The sequence below is a fragment of the Streptomyces melanosporofaciens genome, assembly GCF_900105695.1.
GTDB classification, from domain to species: Bacteria; Actinomycetota; Actinomycetes; order Streptomycetales; family Streptomycetaceae; genus Streptomyces; species Streptomyces antimycoticus.
In genome coordinates this window covers 3,920,530-3,932,541 of the sequence record NZ_FNST01000002.1, presented here as the reverse complement: position 1 = coordinate 3,932,541, position 12,012 = coordinate 3,920,530, and the positions used below count along the sequence as shown (strand labels likewise).

The window sequence follows — 12,012 nt, the reverse complement described above, 5'->3', positions numbered from 1 at the left end:
GCCCTTTCTGGAGACAGCCATGCCTCTGGCGCCCCAGCGTGCCGATGTGCCCGTGACGATCGACGAGTCCAAGTGCATCGACGGCTGCACCCTGTGCGTGGACATGTGCCCCCTCGACTCCCTCGCGATCCACCCCGACAGCGGTAAGGCCTACATGCACGTCGACGAGTGCTGGTACTGCGGCCCGTGCGCCGCCCGCTGCCCCACCGGCGCGGTCACGGTCAACATGCCCTATCTCCTGAGGTGAAAGGCCCCTCGATGCAGCGCACGATTCTTCCGTCGGCCATCGCCGCCAGCGCCCTGCTGCTGTCCCTCACGGGCTGCGGCGGGAACGCGGAAGCGGGCGGCAAGACCGTGACCGTCACCGTCGGCTACCAGTCCAAGACCATCAACACCGTGACCGCGGGCACCCTGCTGCGCTCGCTCGGCTCCTTCGAACGCGAGCTGCGCGCCCTCGGCCGCCGCGACGGCCATGCGTACAAGGTGAAGTGGGAGGACTACGCCACCGGAGCGCCCATCACCGCCCAGATGGTCGCCGGTAAGGTCGACATCGGCTCGATGGGCGACTTCCCGCTCCTGATCAACTCCGGGCGCGGCACCCAGCTCAACGCACCGACCCGCCTCGTCTCGGTCACCGGCTACAACCTGCGCGGTGGCCTCAATACGGTGCTCACGTCGCCCGGCTCCAAGCTGCGCGCGCTGTCCCAACTGCGCGGCAAGAACGTCTCCACCAGCGTCGGCTCCGCCGCGGACGGTACGCTCGTACGGGCTCTCCAGCAGGCGGGCATCGACCCCGAGGGCGGTATCCACAAGCTCAACCAGCAGCCCGCCGTGGGGGCCTCGGCCCTCGAAGCGGGCAGCGCGGACGCCCTCTCGCAGTTCGTGGCCTGGCCGGGGCTGCTCGCCTTCCAGGGCAAGGCCAAGGCGCTGTACGACGGCGCCCGGCTGAACCTGCCCACCTTCCACGGGGTCACCACGCGCAAGGCGTTCGCCGAGCAGCGTCCGGCCGTCGTCCAGGCGTTCCTCGCCGCCCAGATCGACGCCACCCGCTATCTGCGCGCCCATCCCCTCGACGCCACCCGTAAGGTCGCCACCGCGACCGGGCTGCCGCCCGAAGTGGTCTATCTCTACAACGGCACCGGGGCATCGCGACCTTCGACCCCACCCTCAAGCCACGGCTGACCGCGGCGCTCGAGAAGGACGTCCCGGTGCTGCGCGCCGCCAAACTGGTCGGCCCGGTCGATGTGCCGTCCTTTGTCGACGACCGCTATCTCAAACGGGCGTACGGAAGCGCCGACGCCTATGCGAAGGCGCTGCGCGCGACCCCGCCCGCCTCGCCGAACCAGCTCTGGCTCAAGGGCGAGGACCGGCTGCGCACCTTCGCGACCCCCACCGAATTGCTGCGCTTCGCCGCAGGCCACCGTGACCGCCTCCGGGCCGCCTACGTGCCCGACGCGACCACCGGCACCCGGTGGTTGGCCGACCGGGCGATCTGGGTCCGCAACGGCCACGATCTGCGGGCCTTCGTCACCCCGGACAACGCCCGCACCTGGGTCGCCGCCCACCCCGGCGCCCGCACCATCAGCTACGCCACGGCACTGGCGGCAGCCCGATGAGCGCGCCCACCTCGCCCGTAAGGACCCGTCCCGCCCCGGGAACCCCCGGAGCCCGGGCCGCCGCCGCGCCCCGGCCGCCGCGGCGCCGTCCCTGGGTCCGCTACGCCCTGCGCACCGGTTCGCTGCTGGCCGCCCTCGGCCTGTGGCAGCTGCTCACCACCCTCGACATCAATCTGTGGCTGCGCTTCGCGCAGTTCCCCTCCGCCACCGATGTGGTGCGGGAGTTCGCCGACCGCCTCGGCACCGGCGCCTACTGGCAGGACCTCACCGACTCCCTCACCCGCATCCTCACCGGTTTCGCGCTCGCCGCCGTCCTGGGCGTCGCGGTCGGCACCGCCATCGCCCGCTCCCCGCTCGTCTCCGATCTGCTCGGCCCCGTCCTCGAGGTGTGCCGTCCGATCCCCGCCATCGCGCTGGTGCCGGTGGCGATCCTGATGTTCCCCAGCAATGAGCAGGGGATCGTCTTCATCACCTTCACCGCAGCCTTCTTCCCGGTCATGGTGAGCACCCGGCACGCGGTCCGCGCGCTGGCCCCCGTATGGGAGGAGGCGGTGCTGACCATGGGCGGCGGGCGCGGGCGCGTCCTGGTCTCCGTCGTCCTGCCGGGGGCGCTGCCCGGGATCCTCGGCGGGCTCTCCGTCGGCATCGGCGTCTCATGGATCTGTGTGATCTCCGCCGAGATGATCTCCGGCGCCTACGGGGTCGGCTACCGCACCTGGCAGGACTACACGATCGTCGACTACCCGGGCGTCTTCGTCGGCATGACCACCATCGGCGTGCTCGGCTGGCTCACCTCCACGGCTGTCGAGCTGGCCGGACGGCGGCTGACCCGATGGCTGCCCCGTACGGAGACCACCGGCCGATCGGCGCCCTCGCGCAAGGAGGCAGCCACCCCGTGAGCACATCCGACGTCACCACCACCCCGGCCCCGCCCACCGCCGAAGCCGCCCCGCCGGGCGTACGGCTGCGCCTGGAGGACGCCATCCTCGGCCGCCCCGGCGCACCCGTCCTCCATGGCCTCGATCTGGAGGTCGCGCCCGGTGACATCCTTACGGTCGTCGGCCCGTCCGGATGCGGCAAATCCACCCTGCTGCGCACCCTCGCCGGGCTGCTGCCCGCGCTCGGCGGGCGGGTCGCCCAGGACGGCACGCCGATCACCCGGCCGGACGCCGACCGGGCGCTGATCTTCCAGGAGGACGCGCTGCTGCCCTGGCGCACCCTGCGCGCCAACGTGGAACTCCCGCTCGCCATAAGGGGCGTACCGCGCACGGCGCGGCGCGACCGGGCCGCGGCCTGGCTGGAACGCGTCGGGCTCGCCGAGCACACCGGGCGACTACCGCACCGGGTCTCGGGCGGCCAGCGGCAGCGGGCCCAGCTCGCCCGGGCGCTCGTCGGCGCGCCACGCGCCGTCCTCATGGACGAGCCGTTCGGCGCCCTCGACGCACAGACCCGCGCCGGGATGCAGCGGCTGCTGGTCGAGGTGCTGGAGGGCACCCGCGCCACCGTCGTCTTCGTCACCCACGACGTGGACGAGGCGCTGTTCCTCGGCGACCGGGTGGCGCTGCTGGGCGGCGCGGAGGGCGGCGGCCGGGTGCTGGACATACCGCATCCGCGCGAGCGCACCGCCCATGACGCGGCGGCGACCGTCGCGTTGCGCCGTCAGGTCCTCGAATCCCTCGGCATGTGACCCGAACCCCTCGGTATGCGAAAGGCCCAACTCCGTGAACACAAGGGAGCACAGGGAAGACAGGGAGCACATGGAGACCGCCGCACCCATGGAGATCCCCGCCCTCGACGCGGCCGAGGAGCTGTCCTGCGACGTCCTCGTCATCGGCGGCGGCACGGCCGGCACCATGGCGGCACTCACCGCCGCCGAGCACGGCTCCTCCGTCCTCCTCCTCGAAAAGGCGCATGTCCGCCACTCGGGCGCGCTCGCCATGGGCATGGACGGCGTCAACAACGCCGTCATCCCCGGCCGGGCCGAACCCGATGACTACGTCGCCGAGATCACCCGCGCCAACGACGGCATCGTCGACCAGTCCACCGTCCGCCAGACCGCGACCCGCGGCTTCGCCATGGTCCAGCGGCTGGAGCGGTACGGCGTGAAGTTCGAGAAGGACGAGCACGGCCAGTACGCGGTCCGCCAGGTGCACCGCTCCGGCTCGTACGTCCTGCCGATGCCCGAGGGCAAGGACGTCAAGAAGGTCCTGTACCGGCAGTTGCGGCGGCGTGAGATGCGCGAGCGGATCCGCATCGAGAACCGGGTGATGCCGGTCCGGGTCCTCACCGCCGGCGGCCGGGCCGTCGGCGCCGCCGGATTCCACACCCGCAGCGGCCACTTCGTCACCGTGCGCGCCGGTGCGGTGATCCTGGCCACCGGCGCCTGCGGCCGGCTCGGCCTGCCCGCGAGCGGCTATCTCTACGGGACGTACGAGAACCCCACCAACGCGGGCGACGGCTACGCCATGGCGTATCACGCCGGGGCCGAGCTGACCGGGATCGAATGCTTCCAGATCAATCCGCTGATCAAGGACTACAACGGCCCGGCCTGCGCCTATGTCGCCAATCCCTTCGGCGGCTACCAGGTCAACCGGCACGGCGAGCGGTTCGTCGACTCCGACTACTGGTCGGGGCAGATGATGTCGGAGTTCGCGGCGGAGGTGGCGAGCGAGCGCGGCCCGGTCTATCTCAAGCTCAGCCATCTCCCGGAGGAGTCGGTGGCCGCGCTGGAGTCCATCCTGCACTCGACCGAACGCCCCACCCGCGCCACCTTCCACGCGGGGCGCGGCCATGACTACCGCACCCATGACGTGGAGATGCACATCTCCGAGATCGGGCTGTGCGGCGGCCACTCGGCCTCGGGGGTACGGGTCGACGCCCACGCCCGGACCACCGTCCCGGGGCTGTACGCGGCCGGCGACCTGGCCTGCGTACCGCACAACTACATGATCGGCGCCTTTGTCTTCGGCGATCTGGCGGGCGCGGACGCCGCCCGATACAAGGCGTACCAGGGCGAACTGCCCCCGGATCAGCTCGCCGACGCGCATGAGCTGATCTACGCCCCGCTGCGGAACCCCGAGGGGCCGCCTCAGCCACAGGTCGAGTACAAGCTCCGGCGCCTGGTCAACGACTATGTGGCCCCGCCCAAGAGCGGCGCCCGGCTGTCGCTCGCCATCGAGGCGTTCGAGCGGATGCGCGGGGACATCGACACGATGGGCGCCGGTACGCCCCATGAGCTGATGCGCTGCGCCGAGGTGACCTTCATCCGCGACTGCGCGGAGATGGCCGCGCGCTCCTCGCTGGCCAGGACGGAGAGCCGGTGGGGGCTCTATCACGAGCGCACAGACCATCCGCTGTGCGACGACGAGGACTGGCTGCACCATCTGGATCTGCGCAAGTCGGCGGCGGGGGCGATGGAGTTCACGGCGCGTCCGGTCGCGCCCTATCTCGTCCCGGTGGCGGAGTACGCGCCCACGGGCGGACCGTCCCGCCCGCTGGGCGAGGTGCGGCCGGAGCAGGTGGCCACGGCGGGGCCGCGCGAGAGCGCTCCGCGGCCGGGGGCGGGGGCGAGGGCGGGGGCGGGGCGCTTGGATGAAGGCCGTAAGGAGGTCACGAGCGCCTCTGCCGTCCGTACGGCCCTCACCGCCGCCTCTCCGCGCATCCTCGAACTCCTTGCCCTCGCCGAGGAGCAGCCGGAACTCCCCGCTCTCCAGCCCTATCTGGCCGACCCCGACCCCGCGGTGCGCCGGGCCGCCGTCGCCACCCTGACCGAGACCGCACCGCCGGGCACCGGCCCTGCCCTCGCGGCCGCCCTGGCCGACGCGGACGGCGGCGTACGCGCCGATGCCGCGGCCTCGCTGCGGGAGCTGGTCGAGGTGCTGCCCCCGGACTCCGCGTTGCGTGAACCCCTGGTCCACGGGTTGGACGTGGCCGATCCGGTGGTGCGGGCGGCGGCGCTGGACGTCCTGCGCGCGCTGGGCCTCGGCGACGCGGAACTGTTCGCCCGGGCGCTGACGGACACGGCGATCGGGGTCCGTATCCAGGCCGTACGGGGGCTGGTGTCGGTGGACGCGCTCACCGCGCTGGCGCCGGGAGCCGCGGACGCGTCGCGAGAAGTGCGGGTGGCGACGGCGGGGGCGCTGGGCACCCTGGCCCCCGGCGGCGGCCGGGCGGCGGATGCCCGGCGGCTGCTCACGCCGCTGCTGCGGGACCCGGACGTCCTCGTACGGGCCGCCGCCCTGGAGGCCCTGGCCTCGGCGGGGTGTCCCGCGCCACTGGACGCGGAGGTGGTGGCGGCACTGGGCGACGCCGCCTGGCAGGTGCGCAAGGGGGCGGCGACGGCGCTGTCCGCGGCGGCGCCGGAACTTGGCGTACCGGCGCTGGGGCGGGCTCTGGCCGACCCACATGCCGATGTGCGGAAGGCGGCGGTGCTGGCGTTGCTGCCGTTGGCGGAGCGGGAGGTGGGGGCGCGGGAGGCGCTGGCCTCGGTTCGGGCCGATCCGGACGCGGACGTGCGGGCCTACGCGGCAAGGGCCTAGTCTTCCCCCCGCCCCGCCCCTTCCCGAATCAGGGGGCTGCGCCCCCAGCCCCCGCCGGGGCTCCGCCCCGGACCCCGCTCCTCAAACGCCGGAGGGGCTGGAATTGCCCCGCCCCGGACCCCGCACCCCAAACACCAGAGGCTGGAAACGCTCCGGCCGGGGCTCCGCACCCCAAACACCAGAGCCTGGAAACGCTCCGGCCGGGGCTCCGCACCCCAAACACCGGGGGCTGGAAACGCTCCGGCCGTCGCGCCGCCCCATCGGCCGGACTGCCGCCACCGCCCGCACCGGGCTGGGCCCGCGGCCATACGGGCCAACGGCCGCGGGCCCCGGCGGGGACGCCCTTGCCGCACCCGGCGGGCGGGGCCCCCGCGGCGCGAAGGTGGTGCCGCGCCGCACCCCGTGCGCGGGGCCCTGGGGCGCAGCCCCAGGTTTCGGGAAGGGGCGGGGTGGGGGAAATTCCGGCGCCTACGCACCTCGCCCCTTCCCACAGCATCCGATATACGGGACCGCCGGCGGGGCTGGGAAATGCTTCGGCCGGGCGCGGGCACCGTCGTGGTGTCCGCGCCCGGCCGGGGGCGGGAAGGAAGAGGGCTAGCGGACGAAGACGCCCGCCTGGCTCGCCAGGTCCAGGAAGTACTGCGGGGCGACGCCCAGGACCAGCGTGACCGCCACGCCGATCGCGATGGCCGACGAGGTCAGCGGGGACGGCACGGCCACGGACGGGCCGTCCGTGCGCGGCTCGCTGAAGAACATCAGCACGATCACCCGGATGTAGAAGAACGCGGCGATCGCCGAGGAGATCACACCGATCACGACCAGCGCGCCCGCCCCGCCGTCGGCCGCCGCCTTGAAGACCGCGAACTTCCCGGCGAAGCCGCTGGTCAGCGGGATACCGGCGAAGGCCAGCAGGAAGACCGCGAAGACAGCGGCCACCAAGGGCGAACGACGGCCGAGCCCGGCCCACTTGGACAGATGGGTGGCCTCGCCGCCCGCGTCCCGCACCAGGGTGACCACCGCGAAGGCGCCGAGGGTCACGAAGGAGTACGCGGCGAGGTAGAAGAGGACGGAGGAGACGCCGTCGGGCGTGGTGGCGATGACACCGGCCAGGATGAACCCGGCGTGGGCGATCGACGAGTACGCCAGCAGCCGCTTCACATCGGTCTGGGTGACGGCCACGATCGCACCGCCCAGCATGGTGACGATGGCGACGCCCCACATCACCGGCCGCCAGTCCCAGCGCAGCCCCGGCAGTACGACATACAGCAGCCGCAGCAGCGCGCCGAAGGCCGCGACCTTGGTGGCCGCCGCCATGAAGCCGGTCACGGGAGTGGGGGCGCCCTGGTAGACGTCGGGCGTCCACATGTGGAACGGCACGGCGCCGATCTTGAACAGCAGCCCCATCAGCACCATCGCCCCGCCGATCAGCAGCAGCGCGTCATTGCCCATGGTCCCGGCGAGCGCCGGGGAGACGTTCCGGACCTGACCGTCGACGACGTCGGCGATCCCGGAGTAGGTGACCGTGCCCGCGTAGCCGTACAGCAGGGCGATGCCGAAGAGCAGGAACGCCGAGGAGAAGGCGCCCAGCAGGAAGTACTTGACGGCGGCCTCCTGCGACAGCGCGCGATGGCGCCGGGCGAGGGCGCACAGCACGTACAGCGGCAGGGAGAAGACCTCCAGCGCCACGAAGAGCGTCAGCAGATCGTTGGCGGACGGGAAGACCAGCATGCCGCCGACCGCGAAGAGGACCAGCGGAAAGACCTCGGTGGTGGTGAAGCCCGCCTTGACGGCGGCCTTTTCCGCGTCGCCGCCGGGCACGGCGGCGGCCTGCGCCGCGAAGGAGTCGACGCGGTTGCCGTGCACCAGCGGGTCCAGCCGCCGCTCGGCGAAGGTGAACACCGCCACCAGCGCCACCAGGAGAATGGTCCCCTGGAGGAAGAGCGCCGGTCCGTCGACCGCGATCGCGCCCATGGCCGCGACGTGGGCCTTGCTGGTGCCGTAGTCCCCGGCGGCGAGGCCGATGACGGCGGCGAAGGCCGCGGCCAGGGCGACCACGGAGACGAACAGCTGCGCGACGTACCGCTGGCGGCGCGGCAGGAGCGCCTCGATCAGGACGCCGACGATCGCGGCGCCGAGCACGATCAGCGTGGGCGACAGCTGGCCGTACTCGATATCGGGCGACGGGATCTTGTCGGGCGCCGCCGCCGCTGTTGTCCACAGGCTGTGGACAGTGGCCGCGTGGGTCACTTGGCACCTCCGGAAGCACCGTCGTGGGAAGCACCCTCGGACTTCGGGCTGTAGTTGAACCAGCCCGCGTCGGTGACGGGGTGATCGGGCCTGGGATCCTTCTTGTCCACCACGGACATCGTGTGGTCGACCGCCGGGTTGACGATGTCGGCCAGCGGCTTCGGGTAGACGCCGAGGAAGATCAGCAGGGCGATGAGCGGGGCCACGACGACCAGCTCACGCACCCGCAGATCGGGCATGGAGCGCACCTCGGCCTTCACCGGACCGGTCATGGTGCGTTGGTAGAGGATCAGGACGTACAGCGCCGCCAGCACTATTCCGACGGTCGCGATCACGCCGAACACCGGGTAGCGGCTGAACGTGCCGACCAGGACCAGGAATTCGCTGATGAAGGGAGCGAGTCCGGGCAGCGAGAGGGTGGCGAGCCCGCCGATCAGGAAGGTGCCGGCGAGCACCGGGGCGACCTTCTGCACACCGCCGTAGTCCTCGATGAGCCGCGAACCGCGCCGGGTGATCAGGAACCCGGCCACCAGCATCAGCGCGGCCGTGGAGACGCCGTGGTTGACCATGTAGAGCGTGGCGCCGCCCTGGCCCTGGGTGGTCATCGCGAAGATGCCCAGGATGATGAAGCCGAAGTGGGAGATCGAGGCGTAGGCGATCAGCCGCTTGATGTCCCGCTGGCCGATCGCCAGCAGCGCCCCGTAGATGATGCTGATGAGCGCCAGGATCATGATCGCCGGGGTGGCCCACTTGCTGGCCTCCGGGAAGAGCTGGAGGCAGAAGCGGAGCATCGCGAAGGTGCCGACCTTGTCGACGACCGCGGTGATCAGCACGGCGACCGGGGCGGTGGCCTCCCCCATCGCATTGGGCAGCCAGGTGTGCAGCGGCCACAGCGGCGCCTTCACCGCGAAGGCGAAGAAGAAGCCGAGGAACAGCAGCCGCTCGGTGCCGGACGCCATGTCCAGATGGCCGCCCGCCCGCGCCTGGACGATCTCCTGCAGCGAGAAGGTGCCGGTGCCGAGCTGATCGGCGGTGACCGCGTACAGGCCGACCACCGCGGCGAGCATGATCAGCCCGCCCGCCAGGTTGTAGAGCAGGAACTTCACCGCGGCGTACGAGCGCTGAGTGGCCGTCTCCTCCTCGGAGCGGCCCCCGGCCCGGTCCCCGAAGCCCCCGATGAGGAAGTACATCGGGATCAGCATGGCCTCGAAGAAGATGTAGAAGAGGAAGACGTCGGTGGCCTCGAAGGAGATCACCACCATCGCCTCGACCATCAGGATCAGCGCGAAGAAGCCCTGGGTCGGCCGCCAGCGGCTGTTGGGCCGGGCGCCTTCCAGCGGATCGGCGTCATGCCAGCCCGCCAGGATGATGAAGGGGATGAGCACCGCGGTGAGCGCGATCAGCGCGACCGCGATCCCGTCCACGCCCAGTTCGTAGCGGACGCCGAAGTCCTTGATCCAGGCATGGGATTCGGTGAGCTGGAAGCGGGCGCCGCCGGGGTCGAAGCGGACCAGCACGACCGCGGCGAGGGCGAGCGTGAGCAGGGAGAAGCCCAGCGCCACCCACTTGGCGGCGGCGCGCTGGGCGGCGGGCACGGCGGCGGTGACGACCGCGCCGAGCGCGGGCACCACGGCCGTGGCCGTCAGCAGGGGAAATGACATGACTCAGACCGCCCTCATCAGCAGGGTCGCGGCGATGAGCACCGCCGTACCGCCGAACATCGAGACCGCGTACGTACGGGCGTAGCCGTTCTGCAGCTTCCGCAGCCGGCCGGAGAGTCCGCCGACTCCGGCCGCGGTGCCGTTGACCACCCCGTCGACCAGCTTGTGATCGACATAGACCAGCCCGCGGGTCAGGTACTGGCCGGGTTTGACGAGCGCGACATGGTTGAAGTCGTCCTGCAGCAGATCGCGCCGGGCGGCGCGGGTGAGCAGGGAGCCGCGGGGGGCGGTGCGCGGCACCGGCCGGCGTCCGTACTGCGCCCAGGCGAGCGCGACCCCGATCAGCAGCACCACCATCGTCCCGCCGGTGACCGCCGCGGCGCTGAGCGGGGAGTCGCCGTGGCTGTGGCCGGTGACCGGCTCCAGCCACTTCAGGAACGAGTCGTTGAGGCTGAACAGCCCACCCGCGAAGACCGATCCCACGGCCAGGACCATCATGGGGATGGTCATGGACGAGGGCGACTCGTGCGGATGCGGCTCGGCGTGCGCCCCGGCCGACTCGGCGGCGGGCTCGGCGCTGGGCTCCTCGGGCGAGGGCGTGGTGCCCCAGCGCTTCTCACCGAAGAAGGTCAGCAACATGACCCGAGTCATGTAGTACGCGGTGATGGCCGCGCCCAGCAGGGCCGCGCCGCCGAGGATCCAGCCCTCGGTGCCGCCCTTGGCGAAGGCCGCCTCGATGATCTTGTCCTTGGACCAGAAGCCGGAGAGCCCCGGGAAGCCGATGATCGCGAGATAGCCGAGCCCGAAGGTGACGAAGGTGATCGGCATGTACTTGCGCAGGCCGCCGTACTTGCGCATGTCGACCTCGTCGTTCATGGCGTGCATGACCGATCCGGCCCCGAGGAAGAGCCCCGCCTTGAAGAAGCCGTGGGTCACCAGGTGCATGATCGCGAAGACATAGCCGATAGGGCCGAGCCCGGCCGCCAGGATCATGTAGCCGATCTGCGACATGGTGGACCCGGCCAGGGCCTTCTTGATGTCGTCCTTGGCACAACCGACGATCGCACCGAAGAGGAGCGTGACCGCGCCGACGGTGACCACCGCGGTCTGGGCGTCCGGGGCGTTGTCGAAGATCGCGCCGGAGCGGGTGATCAGATAGACGCCCGCGGTCACCATGGTCGCCGCGTGGATCAGGGCCGAGACCGGGGTCGGGCCCTCCATCGCGTCCCCGAGCCAGGACTGCAGCGGCACCTGGGCCGACTTACCGCAGGCGGCGAGCAGCAGCATCAGCCCGATCGCGGTGAGCTTGCCCTCGCTCGCGTGGTCCGCGTCGGTCAGCACCGGGGCGAAGGTGAAGGTCCCGAAGGTCGTGAACATCAGCATGATCGCGATCGACAGGCCCACATCGCCGACGCGGTTGACGATGAACGCCTTCTTCGCCGCCGTCGCCGCGCTGGGCTTGTGCTGCCAGAAGCCGATCAGCAGGTACGAGGCGAGACCGACGCCCTCCCAGCCGACGTACAGCAGCAGGTAGTTGTCGGCGAGGACGAGCAACAGCATGGCCGCGAGGAAGAGGTTGAGATAGCCGAAGAAGCGGCGGCGGCGCTCGTCGTGCTCCATATAGCCGATCGAATAGATGTGGATCAGCGTGCCCACACCGGTGATCAGCAGGACGAAGGTCATGGACAGCTGGTCGAGCTGGAAGGCGACGTCCGCCCGGAAGCCGCCCACCGGGATCCAGCTGAAGACCTTGCTGTGCAGGGCCCGTTCGTGCTCGCCGCGGCCGAGCATCTCGGCGAAGAGCACGGCGCCGATCACGAAGGAGGCGGCGGCGAGCACCGTGCCGATGTAGTGGCCCTTGCCGTCCAGCCGCCGCCCCCCGCACAGCAGCAGGGCAGCGCCGAGAAGCGGCGCCGCGACAAGCAATCCGATGAGGTTCTCCACTTGAAC

General features: G+C 71.5%; 7 protein-coding genes and 1 pseudogene. 5 read left to right on the top strand and 3 right to left on the bottom strand.

Translation table 11 applies throughout. The features are described 5' to 3' along the window. The first annotated feature begins 19 nt into the window (after positions 1-19). From BLV72_RS19570 to BLV72_RS19550, 5 genes and pseudogenes are all read left to right on the top strand, one after another. Positions 20-247 (top strand): 4Fe-4S dicluster domain-containing protein, encoded by a 228-nt coding sequence (locus BLV72_RS19570; RefSeq protein WP_014054080.1) that lies wholly within the window; start codon positions 20-22, stop codon positions 245-247. 11 nt (positions 248-258) lie between these two features. Then, positions 259-1,616, top strand: a pseudogene (locus tag BLV72_RS19565) (ABC transporter substrate-binding protein). Continuing rightward, positions 1,613-2,515, top strand: a complete 903-nt coding sequence (locus BLV72_RS19560; protein ID WP_244320855.1) for an ABC transporter permease — start codon at positions 1,613-1,615, stop codon at positions 2,513-2,515. Before BLV72_RS19565 ends, BLV72_RS19560 begins: the two are co-directional and overlap by 4 nt. Then, positions 2,512-3,303, top strand: a complete 792-nt coding sequence (locus BLV72_RS19555; protein ID WP_093463785.1) for an ABC transporter ATP-binding protein — start codon at positions 2,512-2,514, stop codon at positions 3,301-3,303. Before BLV72_RS19560 ends, BLV72_RS19555 begins: the two co-directional genes overlap by 4 nt. A gap of 70 nt (positions 3,304-3,373) precedes the next feature. Then, positions 3,374-6,154, top strand: coding sequence for a fumarate reductase/succinate dehydrogenase flavoprotein subunit (locus BLV72_RS19550; RefSeq protein WP_093463783.1), 2,781 nt, complete (start codon positions 3,374-3,376; stop codon positions 6,152-6,154). 594 nt (positions 6,155-6,748) lie between these two features. Here BLV72_RS19550 and nuoN read toward each other — a convergent pair. The 3 genes from nuoN to nuoL are packed head-to-tail and all read right to left on the bottom strand — an operon-like array spanning position 6,749 to position 12,006. Continuing rightward, positions 6,749-8,401, bottom strand: coding sequence for an NADH-quinone oxidoreductase subunit NuoN (gene nuoN / locus BLV72_RS19545; protein WP_093463781.1), 1,653 nt, complete (start codon positions 8,399-8,401; stop codon positions 6,749-6,751). Beyond that, positions 8,398-10,062 (bottom strand): NADH-quinone oxidoreductase subunit M, encoded by a 1,665-nt coding sequence (locus BLV72_RS19540; protein ID WP_093463779.1) that lies wholly within the window; start codon positions 10,060-10,062, stop codon positions 8,398-8,400. Before BLV72_RS19540 ends, nuoN begins: the two co-directional genes overlap by 4 nt. 3 nt (positions 10,063-10,065) lie before the next feature. Further along, entirely contained in the window at positions 10,066-12,006 is a 1,941-nt protein-coding gene (nuoL, locus tag BLV72_RS19535) for an NADH-quinone oxidoreductase subunit L (protein ID WP_093463777.1), read from the bottom strand. Between the last annotated feature and the right edge of the window lie 6 nt (positions 12,007-12,012).